We start from the raw sequence: 26,952 nt of genomic DNA, 5'->3' as shown, positions 1-26,952 counted from the left end.
TGCATTGCCTCTTAATCATTGTCGGAAAGCCCGGCTCCTGCACCACGCAGACGGGATTCCTCCGTCGCAGGCGCATAGGTTCGCCGGGCAAAACTGTTCAGAAGATCCCAGCTTTCGGCACTGGGAGATGCCCTTGTACAAATTGCAGTTTCATCACCTGTGATATCACCGGCCGTGATGGTCACTTCCCCGGCCTTTTCAGGCAGCACCCCGGCGGCCCGGAGGCGCACCCCGTCCGTTGAAAAAACAGCATCCCCGCAGTTCACAACCAGACAGAGACGCAACCTGCGTGCAACACTGGCCACAAACGGAAGGATCAGCATTGGAACAGCAAGCTTTTGCATTGAGACCGGAAGCTCTCTCTGTGCAGAAAAATCAGACAGGGCAGCCCCGGCCAGCAAGGGACAGATTTTCCTTTGACTATTCCGATTGCTGCTCAAGTCCTGCGGGGCGTTCGGCAGCAAGTCATCAGCAAGGCCCTGCTCCAGCAGGACACACAGAGCGCCAACTCCATCCAGCCCGTGTGCACAAAGCCAGCGTGTTGCCTTGCCAGCCTCTTCTGACAGTCCCCAGCTATAACCTGCCCCGCGTGCAGCCCGTTTTGCCGTCGCCTCGACTTCATTCAGGGAATAGCTCATTGCGGCACCTCCGGATAAACCCAGAGATCTGCATTGTCTTCAGACAGTTCTTCGGGATAGGGTGCACCTGCATACATACAGATACGTACCCAGCGATCCGAGCGCGGATCAAAATGTGTCGCACCAAAAAACGACAACTTCGCCCTGAGCATGTCAATCGGAAGAACCGAGGCACTGATGGTATTGTCCCGGATCTCTCCATAGGGAGCATCCAGAATCATCCGGGCCCGACGGACCGTATGCCTGTGTTCAGGCTTCTGCAGCAGAAACTCTGCCACCAAACACTTGTCATCCCACTCCCGCAAATCTGCATAGGCTATGGCTGCATCACGCGCAGGCGCAAGGGGCTGCTCATAATCGGCAATGGGTTCTTCAAATCTCTCGCCAAGCCTTGGTTCCAGCTTTTCCTCGGAGACATACCAGGCACGCGCACAGTTTTCAGCAGCACTCCAGTCCAGTTCCAGAGCCCAGCCAAAATTGCTTTGAATGAGGGTTCTGAGCTCTGCAACCGTCATGGAACCGTCAATCACAAAGGCTTCTGAATTGCTGTCAGCCATACAGGCTGCATAGCCATCGACAAGATCGCCATAAGGTTCAAGCACCAGAGAAACGATCAGTTCCTGCCCTTCTTCCGAGAGTTCTTCAGAGGTCCAGCGGATCAGCTGATCCCAGGGAAAGGCCGTTTCCAGACTGTTTTGTTCCAGATATTCGGACACAAGTGCGATGTCGCGTTTCAGATCATGGAGCTTCCTGATCTGCACAGGATGTTCGGAATGCCAGGCCATAACAGAATGCCTGCTGCGCTCGAACAGCTCCCTGAAAAGAACGATTTGCTCCCCTGTTGCAGTTTCAACAGAACGAACAGCAGCAAGAGCTTCTTCCCGTGCCATGATCCAGTTGTTGAACAGGATCGGATGGTTCACGATAAAAGGAGCCATGCCCAATCCGGTGGAATTGCCAATCCCGAGTTTTCTGGCAATTTGAGGTTCAAGCCTGACAGCCTGTTCTCCGCCCTGAATTCTTGCCATGTATTCCACAAGGTCGCGCACAAAGCATCGCGTCAGATAAACCGACAGCATCTCCACCTGAAACGGGGCCTGCAGCTCTTCCCGATCGGCAATCAGCTCCCGGTCAGCCGCTCCGAACTTGCCGGAACCATAAACCGCTGTGGTTCGCATCAGATAGCCGACAGAAGCAATCTGTTCAGGGTCTGGTTGCTGCCCACAGGCCAGTCGGTCAACGACATGTTTCCACAGCCGAACCGAACGGTTGGCGCGTGAAAGGGACAGTTCCGTTTCCTGAACACGCCCCGCTTCCTGAAGTGGGACATTTCGAGACAATCTTTCAATATCCTGCCGCGCCGGAACGCCATCAAAGAGAGCAAAGGTCGCATCCCAGGCTTCTGCAATCACGCGGTCAGACCTTTTTTCCGGTGGCAGGTCATGGGCAAAGGCCACAAGAGAATAGACCCTTTCCGGTCCCTGCGCCGTGTAAACGGCATGCCCCACCCCCTCTTCACTGATCTCGAAGGCATTGCAGCTGAAGGTCCACTTTTCCCGAGCCATTCGACGGGTTAACACACGCATAAAGCTCAGGCGGCACTGATGCAGGGAACCAAGCCTGCCCAATCTCATAACAGTTGCAGGCTCCCGGCGTTCGATATGACGTGTCATGGCACTCATCACTTCTGCGGTCCAAAGTTTTCATCAAAGAAGCGATACCAGTTGCCTCCCATAATTCCGGCAACTTCATCCCTGCTCATCCCGACAGAGCGGAGACCGTCTTCGATATTTCCGAAATCGCGATTGTCACGGAACCATTCCGGCATTGGCGGAAAACCTGGGTTGCTTGCGGAACCTTCACCGTAATCGATTTCCTTGCTCCACCGCCCCACACGCATCCATTCGACAACGCTGTCAGGCTGGTCCTGACAGAGATCGGAGCCAATGCCCAAATGCTCAACGCCGTATTTCTCTGCGGTTCTGGCAATCATTTCGCAGAAGCTCTGCAGCGAGCAATCCGTTTTGTCCTTCAGATGGTGCGGATAGAGTGAAAAGCCGAGCATTCCGCCATTTTCTGTAACAGCCTGAATGACGGCATCCCTCTTGTTGCGCAAGGCAGGCGACCAGGCATGGGGATTGGCATGGGTTATTGCGATCGGACGATCGGAAATCTCGGCCGCCTCAATCGTGGAACGATCCGCAGAATGGCTCATGTCCACGACCAGGCCAACGCGGTTCATTTCCCTGATCACCTGTCGCCCCATCCGGGTAATGCCGGTGTCCTCTGTCTCGTAACATCCCGTCGCCAGAAGGGACTGGTTGTTGTAGGTCAGCTGCATGAAACGGGCACCAAGCGTGTGGACAATCTCGACCAGCCCGATATCGTCCTCAATCGGCGAAGGATTCTGAAACCCGAAGAAGACAGCGGTGCGTCCTGTTTCGCGAGCTCTGTCAATATCGCTGGCCCACTGCCCCTTCATGATCAGATCCGGATAAAGCTCGAACCAGCGGTTCCACTTTTCGAAGTTCAGAACAGTTTCCCGAAAGTTCTCATGATAGGAGATGGTGACATGGATCGCATCCACGCCCCCTTCTCTCAACTGCCGGAAAATCCTTTCCGACCAGTTGGCATATTGCAGGCCATCAATACGCATTACTTCGGCACTCCGGCGCTGATATAGGCTGTTTTGACTGTGGTGTAGAACTCTGCTGCAGCCTTGCCCTGCTCACGCGGGCCGTAGGAACTGTCACCACGACCACCGAAGGGGACGTGATAGTCCGTACCGGCCGTTGGCAGGTTGATGGTCACAACGCCTGTCCGTGCATTGCGCCGGAAATGATTGGCCCGTGCCAGACTTTGCGTCACGATACCGGATGTCAGGCCAAAGTTGGTGTCATTCACGACAGTCAGAGCCTCGTCATAACTGCCAACCCTGATCACCGACGTCAGAGGAGCAAACATCTCCTCGCGATTGATGCGCATGTCATTGTTTGTGTTCAGAAACACCCCCGGAGACATGTAAAAACCGTCGTGCGGCATTTCCAGACGCACACCACCGCAGGCCAGTTCTGCGCCTTCCGATTTGCCAAGCTCGACATAAGCCAGGTTTTCCTGAAGCTGCTGCTTGCTGACAACAGGGCCAATCTGCGTTCCGGCCTCAAGGGCATGGCCGACTTTCATGGCCTTGGTCCCCTTGATCAGCTTCTCGACAAAACTGTCATGTACGGCTTCATGAACAACCAGACGGGATGAGGCCGTACATTTTTGACCTGTACCACCGAAGGCTCCACCCAGTGCAAGCGTAACAGCGAGATCCAGATCCGCATCGTCCATAACAGCGAGTGCATTCTTGGAGCCCATTTCCATCTGCACCTTTGTCAGGTTCTGAATGGCAGAAGCCGCAATCCCCTTGCCAACCGGAACAGAACCGGTAAAGGAAATGGCATTGACCTTCGGGCTCTCGACAAGCCGTTGACCGATTGTGCTCCCTGCCCCCATAACCAGCGAGAAAAGACCTTTCGGAATATCCTGACGATTGATGATTTCTGTCAGGGCAACAGCAGAAGCCGGCGTCATGTTGGCAGGTTTCCAGACCACCGCGTTGCCATAGCAAAGCGCGGGAGCAATCTTCCAGGACGCCGTTGCAGTCGGGAAGTTCCACGGGCTGATAATGGCCACAGTTCCAACCGGTTCGCGGCGAACATCAATTTCAATACCATCACGGACAGAGTCCGCATTTTCGCCAATCTGACGCAGGCATTCGGCAGCATAGTAGGTGAAAAACTGTCCCGCGCGGTAAACCTCGCCCTTGCCTTCGGCAACCGGTTTGCCTTCCTCCCGGGAAAGAAGCGTACCCAGCTCTTCTGCACGGGACATCAGTTCGTTACCGATATTCATCAGAACAGCCTGCTTGCGCTCCAGACCATAATTTGCCCACTCTGCCTGGGCCACACGAGCCTGATCCAGCGTGGCTTCCAACTGGTCTGCGGATGCCTGGGCAAACATACCGATCAAATCGGTCAGATCAGAAGGGTTACGGTTCTCAATCTCGCTTTCACCTGCCAGCCACTCGCCGGCAACAAGGTTCAGTTGGGTCACAATCGGCTCCAAATCCAGTCATAGAGTTTGGATCAGGATGGACTTCCCGCTAAACATCAGTCAAACTCAATTAACTTAATCAAACTTCAGAAAAACTGAAATTATGGCCATCAAGATTGAAATGCTTCGATATTTTTGCACCGTCGCACAGACAGGCAATCTGGCGGAAGCTGCAGACCGTTTGGGCAGAACACAGTCAGCCGTTTCAATGACACTGAAACAGCTGGAAAACCATCTCGGCAAAAAGCTCTTCGAACATGAAAGAAAAAACCAGCTTTCGCCCCTGGGTGAACAGATCTTTGAACTGGCCCTGAAACAGGTAAGGCAGTTCGATCAAACCATCCAGAATATAGAGGCTGCTGCCGAAGCAGGGCATGGTTTTATCCGGATTGTTTCGGTCCCGTCTGTCGCCGCCCTTCTGTTCCCGTCTGTTCTGGAGCACATGACGCAAAGTTATCCGGGTTTGAAAGTCGAACTTCGGGACACAGATACGCAACAGGTGCTCGATGCACTGTCCGAGGGCAAGGCCGACATTGGTATTGCCTCCGGTTGTCATCCCCTGAACGGGGTCAGAACCATTCCCCTGTTTCAGGATCATTTTGGCCTTGTCTGTTCAGCCAGTCATCCCCTGATAACACAAAGCGAGCTGCCATCAATTTCTGACGTTATCCCGGAAAGCTTTGTGCGCAATGCCCTTTGCAATCTTATAAAAACTCCCGATTTCCTGAACATCATCGAAAACGCGAACGTGACGATCCACAACACCCATTCCCTTATTACGATGGTTCGAACCGGAAACTGGACGACAGTGCTCCCGCAAATGGTTGCCCGTTTCATTCCTGAAACCACGGCATTTCGTCCCATTTCAGACTTGCCTGACAAACGGGAAGTCTACCTCTATATCAGGGAAAGATCGCGCTTTAAGGACATTACCGAGGAGTGCTGCAATTTCATCCTCCAACAGAAGCTGACCAAAACCCCGCACACAAATTCAACTTAATCTTATGCTTTATTTTTTTCGTCTATCAATTTAAAAATCAACAATTTTTACAAAATTACAAAACTGAATTGCAGGCCCTCTGACAGGAGGACCTCTCCTGAAATCCTTCCTGTTCCACAAACGAAAGCCCCTGCCAACCGGGGACAGGGGCTTTCGTATTTCAGTCAGTCGCCAGTCCATTCAGCGCCTGAACAGAACCGTTTCCGGCAACCGTTCACACGCTTTTTCAATCCCGTACAACAAGGACAGACTGCTTGGCATGACGGGCAATACGTGCCGCGTTCGGACCGATCAGATAGTCTTTCAGCTGGGATTTATGAGCCCCGACAACGATCAGATCGACCCCCAGTTGAGAAGCCTCCTTGATGATCTGTTCGTAAACCGTCCCCTGATCAATTGAAAAGCTGACACCATCCAGCTCTCCAAAGCGTTCCTGGCTCCACTCAAGAAGGGCAGACCGGGCTTCATCAAGCATTTGCCTGTTGTGATCCTTCGTAAAGAAGGACCCAACAACTGCCATCCCGAAATCCGGAACAACATTCATGACATGCAGCTTTGCACCCATGGCCTTTGCAAGCTCAAGCGCTTCTTCTGCAGGCCGCTCTGCCCCCTGCGGGTCATTGAGATCAACGGCAAGAAGAATAGTTTTGGACATCTTCTGCTCCCTAGAATGCTGGTTGGGTTGCACGGCGACGCTGAATCAGCATCAGGCCAATCATCAACAGGAAAGCCGGCAGGAAAAAGACTTCCTTGGGCAGGCGGTCATTCTCGACCTGCACAAGGCTGATCTCGACCGGGCTGTCGCCATAGAAATCGTATTCATTCCCCAGGGCCTCGAAATGCGGTGTTCCCGGGAACGGTTCCTCCAGCAACAGCTGCTCGCCTTCCGGAAGGACAGTCAGCCCCTGATCAGACAGGGCGGTTTCACCATTTCCGGCAACCGCAGGAACAACGACTGTTGTCGTCCTCAGGTCCCCTGTATCGAAGTCGGGCCCGGATACAATCAGGCGAATGTCATTCCCCGTTTCCTGGGTTCCCATCAATTCAATGGCTGCCGGTCCGGTTGCAGAGGCATATTTCTCGGAAACGCTGTCCAGGAAAAAGTCCGGCCGGAACAGCATGAAGGCAATAAAGAGAAGCAGTGCGCTTTCCCACTTCCGGGACTTTGCAATGAAATATCCCTGTGTTGCCGCTGCAAACAGCAACATCGCCACCAGTGCCACGAAAAAGACGACCACAGCCTTGAGAGGCCCGACATCGATCAAAAGCAGGTCCGTATTGAAGATGAAAAGGAACGGCAAAAGCGCAGTCCTGATATCATAACCGAAACCCTGAACACCTGTCTTGATCGGATCTCCCCGTGATATCGCAGCAGCAGCATAGGCCGCCAGACCGACAGGTGGAGTATCATCCGCAAGAATGCCGAAATAGAAGACAAACATGTGAACCGCAATCAGCGGCACAACCAGTCCGGACTGGGCACCGACAGTCACAATGACAGGTGCCATCAAGGAACTGACAACAATATAGTTGGCTGTTGTCGGCAGCCCCATTCCCAGAATAAGGCTCAGCAGAGCCACCAGGACAAGCAGGACCATCAGGTTGCCACCGGAAATAATCTCGATCACCTGACCAATCACCTGATGCGCGCCGGTCAGACTGATGGTACCGACAATAATGCCAGCCGCGCCGGTTGCAACACCGATCCCGATCATGTTGCGTGCGCCCATGATCAGCCCCTGAACAAAGTCGTTCCAGCCTTTTCGCGTTTCCGCCAGCACATCATGCTTGCGGAAAAAGGCCTTCAGAGGACGGTGTGTCAGGGCGATAATAATCATGAAGATCGTGGCCCAGAAAGCTGACAGGGCCGGTGAAAGTCTCTCCAGGCTTTCAGTCCGAACCATCAGGTTCCAGACCAGGATCAGGATTGGCAGCGCGTAATAGGCTCCCCCCAGAAGCGTTGGGGTCAGGCGAGGAGCCTGTGGCACAGGCGCATTCGGATCATCGACCTCGATATCCGGATAGCGTGCAGCCACCGCAACCAGCACCAGATAAAGCGCAGCAACAATCGCCAGTGCAGCATAGATACTGTCACCCATCACCGGGTCCAGTGCAGCCCTGACTCCGATCATCAGGAATGTTGCCAGACCAAGGAAAATAAAGCCGGACAGGAACAGGATCAAAATCATCAGGACGTTGATCTTGCGCCCCTGTTTTTCAAGGCCTTTGAGGCCCATTTTCAGGCTTTCCAGATGCACAATGTAAAGCAGCGCGATGTAGGAAATAACCGCAGGCAGGAAAGCATGTTTGACAACATCAATGTAGGGAATGTTGACATACTCCACCATCAGGAAGGCCGCAGCCCCCATCACTGGTGGTGTCAGCTGTCCGTTGGTTGAGGAGGCAACCTCGACAGCACCGGCTTTTTCTGCCGGAAAACCGATCCGCTTCATAAGCGGGATCGTGAAGGTTCCCGTGGTGACAGTGTTTGCAATCGAAGACCCTGAGATCATCCCGGTCATCATGGAAGAGAGAACAGAAGCCTTAGCCGGACCGCCCCGCAAGGCTCCCAGCAAGGCAATGGCAACCTTGATAAACCAGTTGCCGCCTCCTGCCCTGTCAAGCAGGGCTCCAAAAAGCACAAAGAGAAAAATCATGGTGGTTGAAACACCAAGCGCCACACCGAAAACACCTTCGGTTTGCATCCAGTAGTGTCCCAGAGCCTTGGTCAGGGAAGCCCCGCCATAGTTTGTGATCTCCCGCACCCACTCGGAATTCCCGCCAAAGAACGCAAAGAGCACAAAAGTACTTGCGATAATGACAAGCGGCAAACCGAGCGAGCGGTAAACACTGATCAGCAGAACCACCATTCCTGTCGCGGATACAGCAATATCGGTTGGTGACCAGAGACCAGGCCGGTCAGCAATTTCATAACGGAAAACAATAAGATAAAGGCAGGCCCCTACACCGAGTACCAGCAATCCCCAGTCATAGAAGGGAATGCGATCACGCGGGCAGGATTTCAGCAGGGGAAAGGCCATCGTGGCCAGAACGATCGCAAAAGCCAGGTGCACAAAACGCGCCTGAGCCACAATATTGGCAAAGTCCGAAAACCCGGTCAGCTGTGCCAGCACACCGGGCAGTTTTGAAGCAATATAAAGCTGGAAAATCGACCATATGATACAGGTCGCAATAATAATTCGTCCTTGAAGTCCTGCCGGATTACGCGCTCCCGTGTCTGCTTCAGCAACCATCGCATCTGCAGCGGCAGCACCATCATTCTGATGTTCTCGCGTCATTGGCTCCCCCATTCCTCATTGAAAGAGAGTGTGCCCCTTTCTTTCGGGGCACACTCCTGATCAGGTTCCTGCAAAGAGGTCGCTTATTTCAGACCCAGTTCCTTGTAGGCCTTTTCTGCACCGGGGTGCAGAGGAGCACTCAGGCCGTCCTGAACCATTTCAGCGGGGTTCAGGTTTGCAAAGGCAGGGTGCAGCTTGCGGAAGTCCTCGATGTTTTCCATCACGGATTTCGCAACAACATAGACCACATCATCAGAGATCTTTGCAGAGGTCACGAAAGTCGCACCAACACCGAAAGTCTGTGTGTCACCGTCTGTGCCCTTGTACATGCCACCCGGAATAACCGCGGTACGATAGAACGGATTGTCGTTTACCAGCTTGTCGATTTCCGGACCGGAAACAGAAACCAGTTTCGCATCACAGGTTGTGGTTGCTTCCTTGATCGCAGCTGCCGGGTGTCCAATGGTGTAAATCATGGCATCGATATTGCCGTCACAAAGCTGCTTGGCCATTTCAGAGCCCTTGTACTCGGTTGCGAGTGCAAAGTCATCCATGCCGAGACCGAAAGCATCCATGACAACTTCCATGGTTGCGCGCTGACCGGAACCCGGGTTGCCGACATTGACGCGCTTGCCTTTCAGGCCTGCGAAATCGGTGATTCCGCTGTCACCGCGAACCAGCAGTGTGAAAGGCTCCGGGTGCACAGAGAAGACAGCACGAACATCCGGGAAGGGATTGTCTGCAAACTTGGATGTCCCGTTGTAGGCATGATACTGCCAGTCAGACTGGGCCACACCGAATTCCAGCTCACCCGCCTTGATCGTGTTGATGTTGTACACGGAACCACCAGTGGATTCCACGGCACAGCGAATACCGTGTTCCTTGCGGTCCTTGTTCACCAGACGACAGATCGCACCACCTGTCGGGTAGTACACACCGGTCACACCACCTGTACCGATAGAAATGAACTCCTCTGCAGAAGCCATGTCGGTTACCATAACCGATGCCACAAGCGCCGCACCGGCAAGTTTCAATTTAGAAATCATATTAATCTCCCTATATGCCTTTCAACATTATATTTGAGGTCAATCTGCCCAGAAATCTCCCAGGCGTTTATTTCGGGCTTCCACGTCCCGAATTCGGATGTTGGCTTCGTCTCCAGACTGAGCCACCAGCATCGCAATCATTGTCTCAATCAGCGCCACAGTCGCAACATATGACGAAAAGAACTGCGGGCTATCTGATTGCACAATAAAGGAAAAATTACCATAGCGATTTGTCGGACAAACATGACTGTCCGTTATGACTATAACCTGCGCCCCTGCCTCTCTTGCCAGCTCGGCCGCAATGACGGCACGGCGGGCATAAGGTGTTTTTGTTACAATTAACAATACATCTTCATCTGTCAAATCCGCAACCGAACTTCCCAGCGAGGATCCCATTCGGCCTGCCAGTGTCCAGTTTGTGCTGAAATACTGGGCCAGATAAGCCATGTATTCGACCACTCCGGTCGAGCTGAAGGCCCCGAAAAGCACAACATTGCGTGCCCCGGACAGAGCATCAACAGCAGCCTTGAGGCGCAGGGGATCAACTTTACTCACCACGTCGGAAATATTGCGGACGCAGGCAGAGGCATGACGTTCCAGCATGTTGACAGAGGCACTGGGGTCTTCCATGAGACGCTGAGCCCTGTCGGACAGGGAAAGACCCTGATCTCCAAGCGCAGTTCGGCAAAGTTCCCGTAACTCTTCATAGCTTGAAAAACCGAGACTCCGCGCCAGACGGGAGAAGGTTGCCGGAGACAGGTGACTGGCCGCAGAAACGGAACGCAGAGACCGTGTCGCAATTTCCAGCTGGTTTGCGACAACATAATCGGCTGCTTCTTTCAGCTTGGCGCTTAACTCCGCATAGGAACCGGAGATGCGATCCTCAATTCGTACGTCAGATTTCAAGAAACTCTCCCTTGACACAAATATTTCATTCGTCTTATCTGAAGTCAACAGTTGAAACATATGTTTCATAGCCATCCCGATTGTCTCGAAAAACAGGGCAACAGTCATGAGCTGCGCAACACACAACAGTTCCAGTTCCCTTGTTCCCGGGTCGGAACAGAGCCGCCCCATGCGAATTACCGTTGCCCCGAACGGAGCCAGACGTCAGCGGGAGCATCATCCCGAACTCCCTGTAACACTTGATGAAATCGTCAACTGTGCAGAGCGCTGTTACCACGCAGGCGCAGATGAGATACACCTGCATGTGCGGGATGAAAAGGGACAGCATTCCCTCTGTCCGGAACGATACAGACGCACAATAGCTGCGATCAGTGATCGGGTTCCGGCCATGGATATACAGATCACAACAGAAGCAGCAGGTCTCTACAGCGTTGAGGAACAGTTCGCGCTTCTCAGGGAATTACGCCCCGGATCAGCAAGCATTGCCGTTCGCGAAACCCTGCGCCAGCCAGAACTGGTCAAACCGCTTTATGACTTTGCGGCAAAAGCCGGGATAAACGTTCAGCATATCCTCTACAATCCGGGAGATCTGGAACAGCTGCGCCTGCTGATTGAACGGGAAGACATTCCCGGCCACATGCGCGACGTTCTTCTGGTTTTCGGCAGCTATACACCACCTGTCCCGGCTCAGGCCCGGGAAGTTGCCCCGTTTGTTGATGCACTTGGAGGAGAGTTCCCGAACTGGACCCTCTGCGCCTTTGGACAAAACGAGAATGCTGTTGCAGCAGAGGCCATCCGTTTGGGCGGCAACATTCGTATCGGATTTGAAAACAACATTCAGAGCCCTGATGGCTCCCCGGCAAAAGACAACGCTGAAAACATTGCCCTGGCCGTAACAACAGCCCGAAAACTCGCACGCCCCCTGCTTCAAGAGGTCCATCCGTCATGAGCCACATTTTTCCACGCCATACAAAAAAGCTGCCGCCTGTTGTCTCGCATGGTGAAGGTGTCTTCCTCCATGACCGTTCGGGCAAAAGGTACTTTGACGGATCGGGCGGTGCAGCTGTCTCCTGTCTCGGGCACTCTGACCAGGCCGTCACAGAGGCCATCAAGGCACAGCTGGATCATCTGGCCTTTGCACACACAGGTTTTTTTACATCCGAACCTGCAGAAGCCCTCGCCCGAAAGCTGATTACACATGCACCGGGTCAACTGGATCGTGTCTATCTGGTCTCCGGCGGTTCCGAAGCCATGGAAAGCGCGCTGAAACTCGCACGGCAATATTTTCTTGAAATCGGTCAGCCCGAACGCCGTCATGTTATTGCACGGCGACAGAGCTATCACGGCAACACCCTGGGCGCCCTGGCCACAGGTGGAAACCAGTGGCGCCGTGATCCCTTCGAACCCCTGCTGGTTGAAACCCATCATATCTCGCCCTGCTATGCCTATCGCGGACAGCAGGAAAACGAGAGCGAACATGACTATGGCCAGCGCGTTGCAAACGAGTTGGAAGAACGTATCCTTTTGCTCGGGCCGGAAAATGTTATGGCCTTCGTTGCTGAAACCGTTGTCGGTGCAACAGCAGGAGCGGTCACCGCAGTTCCGGGCTACTTCAAACGCGTCCGCGAAATCTGTGATACGCACGGTGTCCTTCTGATACTGGATGAGGTCATGTGCGGGATGGGGCGCACAGGAACACTCTTTGCCTGTGAACAGGAAGAGGTTTCTCCGGATATCTGCGCCATTGCCAAGGGACTAGGGGCCGGATACCAGCCCATCGGCGCCATGCTCTGCACGAAGGAGATCTACAACGCCATTGAGGACGGCAGTGGCAGCTTTCAGCACGGCCACACCTATCTGGGGCATCCAACCGCAGCGGCGGCAGCACTGGCTGTCCTGACACGCCTGACAGATGATGGAGTGGCAAAACGTGTTACTCCCATGGGCAAACTGCTGCAAAGCGAACTGAACCATGCCTTCGGACAACATCCCCATATTGGTGATATCCGTGGGCGCGGTTTGTTTCTGGGATTGGAAATTGTCGCGGACAAGGACACAAAAACCCCCTTCCCGCGCGAACAAAAGACAGCAGAAACCCTGAAAGCTGCTGCTTTTGAGGCTGGTCTGATCTGCTATCCCATGAACGGCACCATTGATGGCAAGGACGGAACCCACATCCTGTTGGCCCCTCCTTTCATTATGGAAGAGCAGCACATTGCCCTGATCATTGACGGTCTCTCAACAGCACTTTCCGGCATCAGGAGCAACTGAGCAAGCCTGCCCTGCGCAACTGCACGGACAGATCACCAGAACTTCGCTTCCCTCAACAGGAGAATTCCCTTTTCCGGAAAACCTGCTCTCAAACGGGCAGATGTCATGCCCCTGTCCGTCTGGCGACAGCGGCTGGAAGAACACACAGTTGAGCATTATGACGAAGCCTCCTGACTGCCGCCACCACACCATTCGGATTGCTCTTCTTGTACTCTTCATTGCCTGTTCATATTGTTCACCTGTTGCAATGGATGACAGGCTGCAGAAATACTGAAATCAGCCCCCTGAATTGAAATCAAAAACATTCAAAAAGAAATCAGGTTGAAACTGAAAATCGGGATCATGGCTCTGTTGCGTTATGGCTTGAGGCTGCTTGTTGTCATGGTTTTGGCCTCGACGCAACGATACCCTGTAGCATTCGCCTACAGAGATGACACAGGGCTGGCCCGCACAAAACACCCAGCCCTGTGTCCTTGCATTTTACAGGATCAGCCTTTGCTTGCGTGCTTTCAGGAAACCATTTTTAAACGTGTTGCCTTGGTTTACTGAACGCCCAGTCATCTTTCCAATTTTGTTGTCATTGAGTCACCAGAGGCGTTCTCCTTTTCAGGACTGTTTCGAAACAAGCCAAACAATAACAACCGTCGACCCTTCCTGACGCGTGATGCAAGAACCACGGCACAACAAAGCCGAACATGGAAATTGTAATTCATCGCCATCACCTGAAATTGCCCGGCAGTCAAAGCACTGATTTGAGTAATTGTCGGGTAACCAAAAGCTGAAATCTTCACTCTGCGGGCTTGAGAGACTGTCACTCTCCGGTCTGCCTGATAAGGAAGGCAGGATTGATTCCAGACACCTGCAATCCTGAAGGCTTCCCCGTCGAAACTTGGCCGCTTCTTTTTTGTGCGTCTCATCTCAATCTCCCATGGGATGCAAGGGAAGCGGCTTCTTTCGCTCCGACAAGGATTTGCAACGACGACACCATTCGAATTGATTTCACCCAGACTGTTTTGATCCGGTCCGCTTTCGTATTGCTCCCTGCCTTGAAAAGCCTCAGCCCCCGTCAGAATCAGGTCTGTCCTTCACAATTTACCAGGCCCCCCGAACCGGCGACCTGCCTCTTTTCCATCCGGCGCGGAACATTCTCTTGCAACAGGACGATACAGACATGCGTTTGAACTGGAGCTCTCTGGATAAAAAACCGAAAGACGGAGAACCTGTCCTCTTCTGCTTCTCTGCAAGAAACAGAAAATATCAGCTTTTCGAATTCATCCGCATCGGGCACTACAGGGAAAAAAATCAAAGCTTTCTCGACACGGAAGGTATAGAGCGAACCGGACACACCCAGGAAAGGGTCACACACTGGGCAAAGCTGCAATTGCGCAGCAGGAAACGGGGACGTGATCCGGACAGTGAAGGAAACCACAGATGCTGGCTCTCCTTCCTTGCCGGCCTCACCTTTGGAGGAATTCTGACCACATTTGTGCTGTGGCATCAGATCGACAATCGCTATGCCATGGGCTTCAACGCAGGAGAAATCAAGGGCAACAGCGATGTGATCGCCTTTATGAAAGACCATCTCAATGCCAACCCTCTCTCTGCGAAATATTATGACTACAAGAACTATCACATCGAAGCCGTAAAGCTGAAAAACATCGAGACTTTCAGGATAGAGGAATAGCGCCGTGAACCCTGGCGAAAGGCAAAAACTGGCCCTGCTGCCCGATTCCATCCCGGAAAACCGCGAAAGAATCGATTTTGAGATGCATTTGCAAGGATAACCGCACAGGGGATTTTTTTCTCACCACCCCCGTTTCAACATTATTTCCGAGCATTTTCCTCGGACAAATGAAAAACGTCACAAATACTATTATAGGAAAACTGAAAACGCTCAAATGCAACTTCATACATTTAAAATACACATAAAAATAGTGATAAATTTGTGATTAACTCTCCCTTATATAAGAGTAGTATTTTTTCTACTTTAAAATGATGAAAGAGAATTCATATAAATACTTCGCCAAAACAAAATTGTAATAAAAAATATTTAATTGCAACAAAAATGAAATCTTCGGAAATTTATAGAAATAATTTGTAGCCATTAAGTAGGTGACAAAACCGTAAACACTGTTTACTGAAATCTTACAGAAACATTTTATAATAATATTGCGGGCAACAGTTCTATTAATATTAAGGTTTCTCGTTATGAGCACAAATCTTGAATCAGACGAAGTAAACATTCCCGCAAGCAGGGTCGCACAGGCCCTGATTAATGAAGTCCCTTCCGATGTTGTTCCTGACACCGCAACACAAGAAAAAATTGAAAAATCAATTGAAACCCATCTTCCGGACAGTGACTTTTCCCAAACATCCATCCCGGCCATTCTGGAACAGCTGCTGCAGAACCAGCCATTTCTTGAAGAACTCGAAAGTGCCGGAATTTATCGTAAAAGTTTACACGACGCGATCAACAGCCTGAAAGAGGGTGAAGCCTCACCTGAACCGCTGGTTGCAGCCTTGATGCCCGCTCCTGCCCAGTCCACCCACTCAGTTGAAACACACTTCGACACAGCGAGTGAACGACAGTTACCCGCGCAAGAGAGACAGGCGACGGAAAGCGCGAGCGAGATGCTGTCACTGGATGATCTTCTTGAAGACGACAATCAGGACAGCGGCCTCCTTGCTGATTTTCTGAAGGAGACACCTCCTCCCGCTCCCGGGATGACGGGAAATACAGCATCCCTGTCCAACACCGGCGCTCCACAAAGCTGGGTTGATATTCTGAACGATCCCGAAAACCAAAGCCTGGAACTGATCATCAAAAGCCAATAAGCGAAAAAAGAAAGCCAAAGCAAAACTATAAAAAATCATGCGCTTTGATGCAGAGAGACTGCCATGACGTTCAACGATAAAAAAACACAGCAGATACGCCTTGCCTTTTTCAGCCTGTTACTGGTCCTCTTCCCCGCAATCAGCTGGGGAGATCATAACAGCTGTGGAACACTCAAGGTGGGATGGGTGGAAACACCTCCCTATCAAATGACCCGCAATGACCTCTCCATTTATGACACAAAAAATGAACGGCCACTCCCGACAGGAAGTGATATCGACCTCGCCAAACGCTACCTTGGTGCACTCGGCTGTAATCTTGTCTATGTGAAACAGCCCTGGCCCCGCCTGCTCAGGAATATGGAGCATGGAAAGATTGATCTGTTGCTGGGCGTTCCCTACATCAAGAGCTACACAGATTTTGCCGTGTTCAGCACGCCTTACAGAGAGGAAGACATTCAGCTCTTTACCCTGTCAGACAATCCCCTCTCTGACGATATGAAAAATCTTGAGAGCATTCTGGAGCAGGGTTTCAGACTGGGGGTCATGGGATACTATTTCTATGGCGACAAGTTTCAGAAACTGCGTGCTGAACCCCGCTATCAGGACCACATCCACGAATTCACCTTTGGTAAGGAGAACTACCAGATGCTGCTTGCCAATCGTCTGGATGGATACCTGATGGACAAGGCAGCCGGCATGTGCAAGATCGAGGAAATCGCCTCCGCGGGTGTTGCTGTCCAGAGCCTGGATCTCGGCATTACCTTTCCTGTGCACATGATGTTCTCAAAAGACAGCCTGTCACCAGCCCTGCTCCAGAAACTGGACCGCCTCATTAAGCGTGACACACCGCGCAGTGGCAAAAGCGGTAACGGGGACAGGCTTGAAGACCAGACCGAAAGCGCCACTCTGGTCGAACAGCCACCCTCCAGCATGTAATGCCCATTCTCATTCAAAACCGGAATAACAGTAAACTGAGCAAAAGGGATACAGAATAGTATGCTCATAAATAACAACAAACTGACGCAAGCCGAAAATACAAGAGAGACTTTTGATGGCAAAAACGTCACCCCCAGCAAGAACTTCGAAACAAAAACGCCAGTCAGTGAGACCATCCTGCTAATTGATGATGATCCTGACTTCCTCGACACCCTGTCCTTTTTGCTGACCAATTCCGGGTACAGGGTGCGTACAGCGTCTGATGGCACCTCCATGTACAGGGAACTCAAAAGGGATCAACCCAATCTGGTGATCCTTGATGTTGGTCTGGGGCTGGAAAGCGGCTTCGAGTTGACCAACAGGCTCAGAAAGGAAAGCCAGATTCCCATTATCATCCTGTCTGCCAAAAACGAGGAAGCCAGCCGCGTGATCGGCCTTGAACTGGGGGCTGATGACTACATCAACAAGCCCTACAGCACCGCTGAACTCCTCGCGCGCATCAAGTCTGTCTTGCGCCGCTCCGAACAAAATAACCAGTCCAGCAAGGATTCCGCCTATTTCAACGGGCTGATCTGTGATTGCTATGCCAAGGAGCTGTGGACCCAGGAAAGCAGGGAAAGGATCAACCTGACAAGCGGTGAGTTCATTCTGCTGGAGATCTTCCTGAACAGTCCCAATCAGGTCCTGAGCCGCGAGCGCATTCTGGATCTGTCCGGAAAGGAAAATGTCTATGACAGAAGCATTGATGTGCAGTTGCTCAGGATGAAAAGAAAAATCAAGGACAAAGGCATCAGCACGGATTTCATCAAGCCCATTCGCTCAATCGGATACATTTTTTCCGCCAAGATAAAATGGTCCAAAGGCATAGAAATACACTGAGGCCCAGGTCAAAGCACCATCAGTCCCCGTTCAGCAAGAAACAGCCTGATTCAACATCATCAAGTGTACGCTTTTGCTTACATCAACAATCACAGGCTGGCTACAAAGCACTACCGTTTCATCCGTCGGTTTCTGATCGTCGGAACCGACTCAAATGAGTCCCATCACTGACTGGAAGCCAAACGTGTTCAGTTTCTTTTCAAACAAGTCCATTGCCAGCAAACTTGTCCTGTTCAGTTTGCTCTTTGGCACCCTCGTCTCCCTCCTTTTGTCCCTGCAACAGTTTTTTAGGGAATACCACGACAGCTTTGCCACAATAGACAAGAACATCGAGCTGACCCGGGATATCTACTCCACAATGATCAGCGAGCACCTGTGGCAGCTTGATGCGCACGGTCTGGAAAAGATGCTCACGGATTTGCTGAACATCGAAAACTTCAAGCACCTTGCGATCGTCGTCAACGACCAGACCTATCTGGAGGTCGGCACCAGAGAGGACACGGGCACCTTTATCGAAAAGACGGTCCCCCTTCGATATGGCACCAACGAAATTCTGGGGAATATCGTCATTGCCATCGACAAAACCGAAGTGCGCCATCAGATCTACAGCAACTTCATCCCCATCCTGATTTCCAACATTATACAGACCAACATCATCGTCCTCTTCATGATCATGTTGTTCTACAAGACCGTTCTGAAGCATCTCATCCGGATTTCCAACTACATTGAATACATGAAGGGGGACCTGAACCAGCCTTTCCTCAAGCTGGTCCGCAAAAAGAGGTTTTACAAGGACAAGGACGAAATGGATGTGCTGGTTGACTCGATCAACTCCATGAAGGCCAGCCTCAAATCGACAATGGACAAGCAGCGAACCAGTGAACAGCGGCTGCAGTCTTTGATTGACGTCATTCCCGATATTGTCCTGTTCAGTGATGCCAACGGTCGCATCCTGTCCTGCAACTACAGGGTCGAACAGCTGCTCAACAAAAAGCGCTCCCAGATTATCGGCATGCATCTGAGCACCCTCATGCCGGCAAAACGCGCGGAGTTCTATCTCGCGGCCCAGAAAAAAGTCCTGTCCAAGGGCAAGAAACACAAGTTTGAGATCGAAGAGTTTTTTATCACCAGCGGTCATCAGGAACTGCTGGAAGTGATCAACGCCCCCATGTTTTCTCCTGACAACAAGGTCATCGGGATCGTCAGTGTCGGACGTGACATTACAGAGCGCAAGCAGCAGGAAGAGCAGATCAGGCACTCTTCGAAGATGGAGGCCATCGGCGAGCTTGCGGGCGGAATTGCCCATGATTTCAATAATATACTTGCCATTGTTCTCGGAAACCTTGAAATCATTGAACAGATGGTGCCTCAAAACGAGACGGTCCTGTCGCGTATAAAAATTGCCCAGAAAGGCGGGGCGCGCGGTGTTGATATTGCCCAGAAACTTCTGGAGGTCTCGAAATATGATGACGAGGGAATTGGCATCGTTTCCATCAATCCCCTGATCCGCAAGCTTGAAGATCTGATCTCCACATCCCTGACAAGTTCGATTGACATCAGGATCGCACTTGAAGACGAGCTCTGGTCCGTCGCCGTGAACCCCGGCGATTTCGAAGACGCCCTGATCAATCTTGTTCTGAATGCACGCGACGCCATGCCCAATGGCGGCTGCCTCACAATCCGGACGTCAAATGAAACCCTTGATCTGGGATCCTATTCACCCTGTGATTTTGTTGTTGTGTCTGTCAGTGACGACGGAATGGGAATGACCCAGGAAGAACAGCAGAAAATCTTTACCCCCTATTTCACGACGAAATCGAAGGATTCCGGCACGGGGCTCGGCCTCACCATGGTCAAAAACTTCATTAAAAATGCGAACGGCTATATCAATGTTGCCTCCGAAAAGGGGAACGGCTCAACCTTTTCCCTCTATCTGCCTCGCAACAGAAAAACAAAACAGAAATCCCAAAGGCTTGAACACAATCAGACTTTTGCTCACCCGGACAATGCCTATCGTGAAACCGTTCTGATTGTTGACGATGAAGAGTTTCTGCGCGACATCGCCATCTCCTTTTTCAATGATCTGGGCTACAAAACACTGACTGCTGAAAACGGGCAACAGGCGCTGGAGCTTCTGAGACAGGGAAAACATGCCGATTTGCTGTTCAGTGATGTTGTCATGCCCGGCGGGATCGACGGTTTCCAGCTGGCCAAAATCGTTCACAGCGAGTTTCCAACCGTTCAGGTTCTCCTGACAACCGGATACACACGCAAGCTCATCGAGATTTACAGGACGGACGACAGCTATATGAAAAACCTGGCACGGAAGGTCTTGAAGAAGCCTTACAGCAAGCATGATCTCTACAATAGCCTGCAGGACCTGAAAAGCAAGCCCGCCATCTACTTCGCCAACCCCGGGAAGACAGACAGCCGCAATGCAGAGATCAACAACAGCAACAGTTGAACAGCAGCGCAGCAGGTCACAAGCAATCCCGACAGCACACAATTGAGAGCGTCAGGGATCAGGAGGCAAGCCTCATAAGCGACGAACGGCGGACGTAGCGACAGATTTTACGGACAGAAACACTTCATTCACCGCGATCGGACGTGGCGCGCTTCAGCCCTGTATTATGTCTTTCAATACGGGTAAGAATCTTCCCTCCGACCCCATGATCATAAGAACAGGGATCATCTCGGAGTTTGGGAAACATGAGCTGTTTGGTCCTGGGCTGTCTACAAGATCGCCCCTGCTCTGGCCAGCAGGCAGTTGGCAGTTGGCAGTTGGCAGTTGGCAGTTGGCAGTTGGCAGTTGGCAGTTGGCAGTTGGCAGTTGGCAGTTGGCAGTTGGCAGTTGGCAGTTGGCAGTTGGCAGTTAAAACCAAGCTTTTTTCTCCTGTCATTGCAAAGAAAAAAGTCATCAATAACAAAAAACGAGGCCGGAGAACATTCACTCCCCGGCCTCGCTTTTTCCGTCTGTGTCAGCAACCCGGATCAGGCCGCATTTCCGGTATAATCAAGCGTCATACTTTCATCGATCTGATTGCCATAATCATCCTCAACCTGCATGATCATCGTCAGATCGGTTTGCTCCAGAATATCCGCCATATCGGCCAAATCCGCCTGCCATTTCCCGTTTTCTTTAACCGGAACCTCAAACGCCTGCCCAAGGAGCTGACCGTTATCCAGTCTGACAAAAAGCAACTTCAGGCTGGTGCCGGGTTCAGCAGTACCACTAAGAACAGGCGTGAGGCTGTCTGTTATGATTTCCTGTCCTCCGCCCGCGGCTTGCGTGGCACCATCGACCCCCAGGTCAGCCATTGTCGATTTGTACTCAACGGTTTCCTGGGTCTCCTTATAGTTCCCGTAGCGGTCTGTCAGGCCCATCCTGAGTGTATAGTGACCATCCTCGATGCTTTCACTTTCTGTAAGCCCCAGAAGCGCCTTGAGGTTGAACTTCCAGCTGTCTCCGTCCATCGTGCCGTTTTCACCAACAGGAAGCGGCACCGCAACACCATCCTTGAAGAGCCCCAGAAGACTGACGGTCGTCCCTTCTTCCATTGCCATTTCAAAGTTGTGGATTGCCGAGTTGACCGACTTGTCCTGAATGGTTCCATGCTCGACAGTCGTGTCGATTACGAACTTGCCGATGTCACTGTAACTTTCATTATTGGCCGGATCCGTTGATTTGGCCCGGTATTCATATTCACCATCCTCGGCCAGAATATCACTGCTCATGTCCCAGCGACCGTTTTCATCAGCAACTGTATCGTCGAATGTTTGCCATTCGGTCTCGCCTTTCCGTCTGACCTGCACTTCAATCCTGGATCTCGGTTCAGCGGTTCCTCCGAACTCGACGGTCCGTGTCCGCAACGCGTCATCTCCATCCGGTGTCGTCTGGGTGCTGTTGGTAATCTCCGGTGCCGGGTCCTGTGGCGCAGTCGTATCAATGGTGAAAGTCGCACGGGCAGAAAGATCGGACTCGTTGCCATAAGCATCCGTGACAACCATGCTCAGACTCTGCATACCTTCCGACAGGGGAAGTTGAATGTTCCCCGGCAGATTAAAGTAATAATCTGTCTGGCCAGGCTTGGTGACGATTGGCCCCTGATAAATAATTTCATCCCCATTCTTCACGACCACATGGTTTACCGCTCCCGGCAAGAGCCCGACAAGCTTGAGGACTGGTTTGTTTGTCCCATAATAGTACTGCCCCATGTATTGAACAGGATTGACCAGATAAATATCACCTGGCGGAATATCACGCTCAAGGAGATCCAGTTCCAGAACTGTCGGTTCGGAATCATTGCCTGCAGTATCCTGACTGATGACATAGAAATCGTGCCGACCATAGTCCTCCAGACGTTGGGCAGGCTCCAGCTCCCAAAAGCCCTTTTCATCAGCCCTTACCGTTCCGATCAACTTTCCTCCATTGGCAGGATCACCATCATAAACACGAACCTCGGCACCCGGCTCGGTGGTTCCTTTCAGATAAGGCGTCATATCATTCGAAACGCTGGTTTCCTCACTGCCAACGTAGTGAGCTGCCTCCGGTGCATCCGGCTTGACATTGTCCACCTTGAAATCAAAGCTGCCGTCTTCCGTATTGCCTGCAACATCCCTTGCAGTGTATTCAAGCCGGTAATTGCCATCCGGCAGATCCTGATCGTAGGCACCGCCGGCCCAGAAATCCAGTTTGTCCGGATCAATGATGTTCTTCAGTTCGGCAAGAACATTGCCATTTTCATCAAGCAGTCGAACCGATGTGAGCGTGACCTTTTCCCCGCCATGGAAATCAAAGGTCGGACGCTGTGAAGCTGTTTCCTCATTGGAAACGCCTGTTTTGGTGTCCTCGTCGAAGAGAGGGTTCGGCATTTCGACCACAGAGTCATAGGTCACCTCCACAGCTTGCTTCTGGGAGACGTTTCCGTATTTGTCCTGATAGCTGACCTCGTAGGGAACCTTTTTGTTGCTGTCCAGGGTCGAGAAATCAAGGCCCATACGCCAGGACCCGTCGGCATTCAAGACAAGAACGCCCCCCGGATCATCAGAGGTCACCCGTACCGGCTTGCCAGTCAGGGGATCAATATAATCCACAATCACCTTCGTGATATTGTCGGGATCAGTTTGTCCTCGTAACGCCGGAGTTTCATGATTGACGATCCAGTCCGCATCTTCCTGATCCCCGACAAACAGCTTGATGTCAGTCGGAACTTCGGGCGGCGCTTCACTGTAGCTCAAGAATGTTCGCGGACTTTCATCAGACTTGTTCCCCGCTGTATCGATATAACGCGTCCCGATTTCGTAATCCCCGGGTTCCAGTGCGGCCGGCGGAGAATGTTTCCAGCTTCCATCTGCCTTGCGCGGCACAATGGCAGAGTAAACAGCTTTTCCATCGGTATCATAGAGTACCACTTCCACATCATAACCTGCAGGAACATCCGTTCCCTTGAAGCTGAACTGCCCCTCATTGGTGTAAACCGCTTCGCCATCGTTATAGGCTGGCGGAATCTCTTCCGGCGGTGTCGTGTCAATTTCCATGTCAAGGGTGGAGGTGGGCGAACGGTTCCCGGCTGCATCCCTGGAATAGGCATCAACCTTGTAATTGTTTTCCGGCAGATCACTGTAGCGATGCTTCCATGTCCCGTCACGGCCTACCGGGATAATCTGCTGTTCACCAACAATTCCGTTCTCGTCACGCAGCGTCAGGTAAACTGTCGAGTTTGGCTCTGATGTTCCTTCTACCAGGGGAGACTGGTTAGAGGTGATGGCATCCTCGCTGGAACGCCCCGTATCGGAATCCTCACTAACACGCAGTGTCGGTGGCTCCGTGTCATAATCCAGCTTGACCCGGACCCTGTCATCAGAACTGTTGCCCGCAGTATCGGTTACTCTTTGAACAACGACATAATCGCCTGCCGGAAAGGTTGCAGGATCACCACTCGGATTGAAGCGATAACTCCAGGTTCGATCGTCGTTCAGGGGAACCTGATTGCGCAGAATTTCCTGAACGGTCCCGTCATCCATCCTGCGCAGGACAATCAACTCAACGGTCGAGCCTTCCTCGACAGCCGCACTGCTGAAAAGAGCCGTCTGGCTCCCCATCGCAAACTCGGTCAGATCCTCATCGTTTGTCAGGAGAACCGGTGTTTCAGGATCCTGTGTATCCACTTCGACAATATGCGTTTCGGAAACCTCGTTCCCCGCAGCATCCGTCGACTTGACAGTAATGGAGTACTTTCCATCCGGCAGGCTCTTGTCAAAAGCAACCTGCCTGACCCCGCCCTCGTTTTCCTCACTGAGCCTGAAGCCTGTGACAAGCTGACCGTTGCTGTCATAAACGGTAACCTCAATCTTGCTCTTCGGTTCGGCAAAAACCTCCAGAACCGGCTTGTTGTCATTGGTAATAAAGTCACCCTTGACGCCGCTGTCACTCTCTTCACTCAAGCGCCAGTCCAGCTTCGAAACAGTATCAACCTCAAGGATTTGTGTCTTCTGAACATTGTTTCCTGCGACATCTGTCGATGTCATGACAACGGTGTACTGTCCATCTGCCAGTTCGGAAACGGTAACCAGACGGGCCCCGCTTGCATCAACAGTCTCCCCGATGGTGACACCGCTCACTGGATTGCCGTTCTCATCAAGGATCTTCAGGTCAAACTGGCTGCCCGGTTCCACTGTCAGCTCAAGCTGGGGTGTTGTGTCATTGGTGATGAAATCCCCTTTCACACCACTGTCACTCTCCTCTGTCAGCTTCAGGGATACATCGGTATCGCGATCGATCTCGATGTCCCGTTCAACTTCCGTAACGTTACCGGCCTTGTCTGTGGCCGTAACGGAAATCTGATAGTTACCGGTCTTGATGTCATCAAGTCGGAAATTGAACCGCCCGTTCCCGTCTACCGGAGCAGAAAACGCATAAACGATCTCTCCCGAGGCATCTGTGACCACAATCCTTACGACAGAGCCCGGCGTCGCCTCCCCGTCAAAGGCAGGGCTTTTGACATTGGTGATATAGTCTCCCTTGACCCCGCTGTCACTCGGTTCCTGTATCTGCCAGACCAGATCCGGATCAACCGTATCGACCGTGAAGGGCATGGTCGTTTCCGAAGAGCTGTTTCCGGCCTGATCCACCGCGGTTGCGGCCAGGGTATAACCCCCGTCAGGAAGCTCACCGTTATACCCTTGCGCAAACTTTTGCGGATCAGGTTCCAGTGCCCAGTTCCCGTCAGCGTCCGCTTCCACCTGATCGCTGTAAACAACATTCCCGTCCGCGTCCCTGACCTCAACGTTTACAAGGGCAAAGCTCTCGCTCTTGCCTGTAAACTCAGGCGCTTTCTCCGATGTATAGCTCGGGTCCAGCCCGCGGGACTGCTCCCCCAGTTCCAGTGAAAGTGACGGATCTGACCGGTCAAGGGCATACTCGTATTCAAAGGTACGGACGTTGCCCGCGATATCGACAACAGTCGCCGCGATCTTGCCGTCTGCATCCGCGATGTCCTTGAGGGAAAGCCGGGCTGTGCCCTTGCCTTCCTTGTCCAGTGTGACCTTGATTTCCTCGGCACCATCCTTCGCGAATTCCGGACGCAGAAGGATAATGGCACCCGGTTCCCCTTTCAGGCTCACATCGAACTCTGTTGCATTTGTGTTCAGGCCATTTCTGGCGTCATCAAATGTAAACTCGGGTCTTTCAATGCTGTTGTCACGAACAACGGACATGCTGGCTTCAGGCTCTTCTGTTTTCGCAGACTTTCGCAGCACAGCAACGTTGTACAGGCCTTCGTCCTCGAAGAGAGGCGCTCCGTTGGCTCCTGTGAGTCCACTGGTATCAAACTCCCAGGTGTTGTCACTTTTCGCGACTGCTGTCCCGACTTCCTTGCCATCCACAAAGATCCGGATAACCTCGCCGCTTTCCGCTTCACCACGGAACTTTATGGCCCTGGAACTGGTGATGTTGTCACGTGCGCTTGTGTCTGACTCCTCGGCCAGTTCAACGGACACAGGAACAAAGGCCGGCTCCGGCTCCTCTGGCGGCTCCACGAATTCCTCGGGCGAGGTGTCATCCTCGGTCGTGGTATCCAGGAAGAGACGCACAGGTTCAGGCTCAACCGAACCCGGGTCATCAATGCCGTCAACGTTTTCAGCCGGATTGGGCAGGTTGCCCAGCTGCTCAACCGAGTTGGCTGTTTTGCGCACGGCAGTGTCCTTGTCCAGTTCTTGCCGGCTTCTGGCATCTTCGCGCACTTCGGCAGCCTGTTTGTATTCCTCGGCAACGACCTCCAGAATTTCCTGGACTTCCTTCTGGGTCTGCTCCTTGATCTCTTCGGCTTCCTGTCGGGCTTCCTGAGCTTCCCGTTCAGCCTGTTCCTTCAGCTCTTCAGCTTCCCTTTTTGCTTCCTCGATCTCCTGCTGGGTTTGTTCCCTGATCTCTTCAGCCTGCTGCTTGACCTGTTCGATCTCTTTCCTGGCCTGATCCCTGAGTTCCTCGGCCTCTTTCCGGATCAGCTCCTTTTCCTGCTGGATTTCCTGATCATCCAGAAGAACCACGGGCTTCACATAGATATTCTGTCGACTGATCTCGTCCCACTGTTCCCTGGGCATGTTCTGCAGATCATTGAGGGTCAGGGTTTCCCCGTTGGCCTTGACAATCTTGAAGTCCCCGACAGAGGAATCAATCGCACTCTGCATGCCGAAGAGGGCAAAGGTCACAGTCGTCTCACTGCCGTCATCCTCCAGAACTGTCAGTTGACCATCGGTTCCGACAATTTCAAAGGACAGCCTGCCCGCATCGGGATCACCGCCCAGCCGAATACCGCCGTTCTTTGAGGGAATGAGCACAAGGTGTTCACCTGCCTCGACAGGAGACAATTCAGGAGTGTAAACCGTTGTTGTTTCAGACATGTTTGCTGTTCCTGCTGCTATTCAAAGAGACCAGATACCAGCCCTCTGCCTTTCAGCAGTTCTCAAAGATGCCCGCCTTCCCTGAAAACCCGGGAGACCATCAACGATCAGGCGAAACATCAAAGGCTGGTTAACAAAAAGTA

General features: G+C 52.2%; 18 protein-coding genes. 8 read left to right on the top strand and 10 right to left on the bottom strand.

The genetic code is table 11. The features are described from left to right. Positions 1-11: 11 nt before the first annotated feature. Genes AAAH10_RS15515 through AAAH10_RS15500 form a run of 4 tightly spaced genes read right to left on the bottom strand, consistent with a single transcriptional unit; the run spans position 12 to position 4,739 of the window. Positions 12-638 (bottom strand): DUF3726 domain-containing protein, encoded by a 627-nt coding sequence (locus tag AAAH10_RS15515; protein ID WP_343565221.1) that lies wholly within the window; start codon positions 636-638, stop codon positions 12-14. After that, a complete protein-coding gene (locus AAAH10_RS15510) occupies positions 635-2,311 on the bottom strand; it encodes a hypothetical protein (protein WP_343565220.1) in 1,677 nt (558 codons plus the stop codon). The genes AAAH10_RS15515 and AAAH10_RS15510 overlap by 4 nt, the downstream gene beginning before the upstream one ends. 8 nt (positions 2,312-2,319) lie before the next feature. After that, positions 2,320-3,294, bottom strand: coding sequence for a membrane dipeptidase (locus AAAH10_RS15505; protein WP_343565219.1), 975 nt, complete (start codon positions 3,292-3,294; stop codon positions 2,320-2,322). Then, on the bottom strand, positions 3,294-4,739 hold the full coding sequence (locus tag AAAH10_RS15500) for an aldehyde dehydrogenase family protein (protein ID WP_343565218.1): 1,446 nt from the start codon (positions 4,737-4,739) through the stop codon (positions 3,294-3,296). Before AAAH10_RS15500 ends, AAAH10_RS15505 begins: the two co-directional genes overlap by 1 nt. Before the next feature lie 103 nt (positions 4,740-4,842). Here AAAH10_RS15500 and AAAH10_RS15495 point away from each other — a divergent pair, with 103 nt between their 5' ends. Then, a complete protein-coding gene (locus tag AAAH10_RS15495; RefSeq protein WP_343565217.1) occupies positions 4,843-5,739 on the top strand; it encodes a LysR family transcriptional regulator in 897 nt (298 codons plus the stop codon). Positions 5,740-5,965: 226 nt separating this feature from the next. Here the strand turns inward: AAAH10_RS15495 and AAAH10_RS15490 are convergent, their stop codons facing one another. The 4 genes from AAAH10_RS15490 to AAAH10_RS15475 all read right to left on the bottom strand — a co-directional run bounded on the left by AAAH10_RS15490 (position 5,966) and on the right by AAAH10_RS15475 (position 10,990). Further along, a complete protein-coding gene (locus AAAH10_RS15490; RefSeq protein ID WP_343565216.1) occupies positions 5,966-6,394 on the bottom strand; it encodes a universal stress protein in 429 nt (142 codons plus the stop codon). Positions 6,395-6,404: 10 nt separating this feature from the next. Further along, positions 6,405-9,038 (bottom strand): TRAP transporter permease, encoded by a 2,634-nt coding sequence (locus AAAH10_RS15485; RefSeq protein WP_343565215.1) that lies wholly within the window; start codon positions 9,036-9,038, stop codon positions 6,405-6,407. Between the two features lie 83 nt (positions 9,039-9,121). Then, positions 9,122-10,084: a TAXI family TRAP transporter solute-binding subunit gene (locus AAAH10_RS15480; RefSeq protein ID WP_343565214.1), complete on the bottom strand. Its 963-nt coding sequence runs from the start codon at positions 10,082-10,084 to the stop codon at positions 9,122-9,124. A 39-nt stretch (positions 10,085-10,123) separates the two neighbouring features. Beyond that, positions 10,124-10,990, bottom strand: coding sequence for a MurR/RpiR family transcriptional regulator (locus AAAH10_RS15475; protein WP_343565212.1), 867 nt, complete (start codon positions 10,988-10,990; stop codon positions 10,124-10,126). A gap of 106 nt (positions 10,991-11,096) precedes the next feature. Between AAAH10_RS15475 and AAAH10_RS15470 the strand changes: the two genes are divergently transcribed. Both AAAH10_RS15470 and AAAH10_RS15465 read left to right on the top strand, forming a co-directional pair. Beyond that, positions 11,097-11,939, top strand: coding sequence for a beta-keto acid cleavage family enzyme (locus AAAH10_RS15470; RefSeq protein WP_343565210.1), 843 nt, complete (start codon positions 11,097-11,099; stop codon positions 11,937-11,939). Continuing rightward, complete coding sequence (locus AAAH10_RS15465) at positions 11,936-13,261, top strand: aspartate aminotransferase family protein (protein ID WP_343565208.1); 1,326 nt, start codon at positions 11,936-11,938, stop codon at positions 13,259-13,261. The genes AAAH10_RS15470 and AAAH10_RS15465 overlap by 4 nt, the downstream gene beginning before the upstream one ends. A gap of 557 nt (positions 13,262-13,818) precedes the next feature. Here the strand turns inward: AAAH10_RS15465 and AAAH10_RS15460 are convergent. After that, on the bottom strand, positions 13,819-14,178 hold the full coding sequence (locus tag AAAH10_RS15460; RefSeq protein ID WP_343565206.1) for a hypothetical protein: 360 nt from the start codon (positions 14,176-14,178) through the stop codon (positions 13,819-13,821). A 254-nt stretch (positions 14,179-14,432) separates the two neighbouring features. Between AAAH10_RS15460 and AAAH10_RS15455 the strand changes: the two genes are divergently transcribed. The 5 genes from AAAH10_RS15455 to AAAH10_RS15435 all read left to right on the top strand — a co-directional run bounded on the left by AAAH10_RS15455 (position 14,433) and on the right by AAAH10_RS15435 (position 20,375). Further along, positions 14,433-14,945, top strand: a complete 513-nt coding sequence (locus tag AAAH10_RS15455; protein WP_343565204.1) for a hypothetical protein — start codon at positions 14,433-14,435, stop codon at positions 14,943-14,945. A 524-nt stretch (positions 14,946-15,469) separates the two neighbouring features. Beyond that, complete coding sequence (locus AAAH10_RS15450) at positions 15,470-16,096, top strand: hypothetical protein (protein ID WP_343565203.1); 627 nt, start codon at positions 15,470-15,472, stop codon at positions 16,094-16,096. 63 nt (positions 16,097-16,159) lie between these two features. Then, the gene (locus AAAH10_RS15445) at positions 16,160-17,032 is read left to right on the top strand and encodes a substrate-binding periplasmic protein (RefSeq protein WP_343565201.1); all 873 of its coding nucleotides are present in this window, start codon (positions 16,160-16,162) and stop codon (positions 17,030-17,032) included. Between the two features lie 60 nt (positions 17,033-17,092). Continuing rightward, positions 17,093-17,911 (top strand): response regulator transcription factor, encoded by an 819-nt coding sequence (locus AAAH10_RS15440; protein ID WP_343565198.1) that lies wholly within the window; start codon positions 17,093-17,095, stop codon positions 17,909-17,911. Between the two features lie 154 nt (positions 17,912-18,065). Further along, a complete protein-coding gene (locus tag AAAH10_RS15435) occupies positions 18,066-20,375 on the top strand; it encodes an ATP-binding protein (protein WP_343565196.1) in 2,310 nt (769 codons plus the stop codon). A gap of 527 nt (positions 20,376-20,902) precedes the next feature. On the opposite strand, the gene AAAH10_RS15430 is transcribed toward AAAH10_RS15435, so the two are convergent. Beyond that, on the bottom strand, positions 20,903-26,809 hold the full coding sequence (locus AAAH10_RS15430) for an Ig-like domain-containing protein (RefSeq protein WP_343565194.1): 5,907 nt from the start codon (positions 26,807-26,809) through the stop codon (positions 20,903-20,905). Positions 26,810-26,952: the final 143 nt, after the last annotated feature.

It is taken from the genome of Carbonatibacter coralli, assembly GCF_039592655.1.
In the GTDB taxonomy this organism is placed as follows: domain Bacteria; phylum Pseudomonadota; class Alphaproteobacteria; order Kiloniellales; family Kiloniellaceae; genus Carbonatibacter; species Carbonatibacter coralli.
The sequence above is the reverse complement of the archived record's forward strand: the minus strand, read 5'-3'. Positions and strand labels throughout refer to the sequence as shown.

What these genes read in the sequence shown, in the direction of transcription:
- AAAH10_RS15440 (WP_343565198.1), top strand. Translation starts at nt 17,093, where the DNA reads ATGCTCATAAATAACAACAAACTGACGCAAGCCGAAAATACAAGAGAG.
- AAAH10_RS15460 (WP_343565206.1), bottom strand. Translation starts at nt 14,178, where the DNA reads ATGAGACGCACAAAAAAGAAGCGGCCAAGTTTCGACGGGGAAGCCTTC.
- AAAH10_RS15435 (WP_343565196.1), top strand. Translation starts at nt 18,066, where the DNA reads ATGAGTCCCATCACTGACTGGAAGCCAAACGTGTTCAGTTTCTTTTCA.
- AAAH10_RS15445 (WP_343565201.1), top strand. Translation starts at nt 16,160, where the DNA reads ATGACGTTCAACGATAAAAAAACACAGCAGATACGCCTTGCCTTTTTC.
- AAAH10_RS15430 (WP_343565194.1), bottom strand. Translation starts at nt 26,809, where the DNA reads ATGTCTGAAACAACAACGGTTTACACTCCTGAATTGTCTCCTGTCGAG.
- AAAH10_RS15470 (WP_343565210.1), top strand. Translation starts at nt 11,097, where the DNA reads ATGAGCTGCGCAACACACAACAGTTCCAGTTCCCTTGTTCCCGGGTCG.
- AAAH10_RS15465 (WP_343565208.1), top strand. Translation starts at nt 11,936, where the DNA reads ATGAGCCACATTTTTCCACGCCATACAAAAAAGCTGCCGCCTGTTGTC.
- AAAH10_RS15485 (WP_343565215.1), bottom strand. Translation starts at nt 9,038, where the DNA reads ATGACGCGAGAACATCAGAATGATGGTGCTGCCGCTGCAGATGCGATG.
- AAAH10_RS15480 (WP_343565214.1), bottom strand. Translation starts at nt 10,084, where the DNA reads ATGATTTCTAAATTGAAACTTGCCGGTGCGGCGCTTGTGGCATCGGTT.
- AAAH10_RS15510 (WP_343565220.1), bottom strand. Translation starts at nt 2,311, where the DNA reads ATGACACGTCATATCGAACGCCGGGAGCCTGCAACTGTTATGAGATTG.
- AAAH10_RS15505 (WP_343565219.1), bottom strand. Translation starts at nt 3,294, where the DNA reads ATGCGTATTGATGGCCTGCAATATGCCAACTGGTCGGAAAGGATTTTC.
- AAAH10_RS15450 (WP_343565203.1), top strand. Translation starts at nt 15,470, where the DNA reads ATGAGCACAAATCTTGAATCAGACGAAGTAAACATTCCCGCAAGCAGG.
- AAAH10_RS15515 (WP_343565221.1), bottom strand. Translation starts at nt 638, where the DNA reads ATGAGCTATTCCCTGAATGAAGTCGAGGCGACGGCAAAACGGGCTGCA.
- AAAH10_RS15455 (WP_343565204.1), top strand. Translation starts at nt 14,433, where the DNA reads ATGCGTTTGAACTGGAGCTCTCTGGATAAAAAACCGAAAGACGGAGAA.
- AAAH10_RS15490 (WP_343565216.1), bottom strand. Translation starts at nt 6,394, where the DNA reads ATGTCCAAAACTATTCTTCTTGCCGTTGATCTCAATGACCCGCAGGGG.
- AAAH10_RS15495 (WP_343565217.1), top strand. Translation starts at nt 4,843, where the DNA reads ATGGCCATCAAGATTGAAATGCTTCGATATTTTTGCACCGTCGCACAG.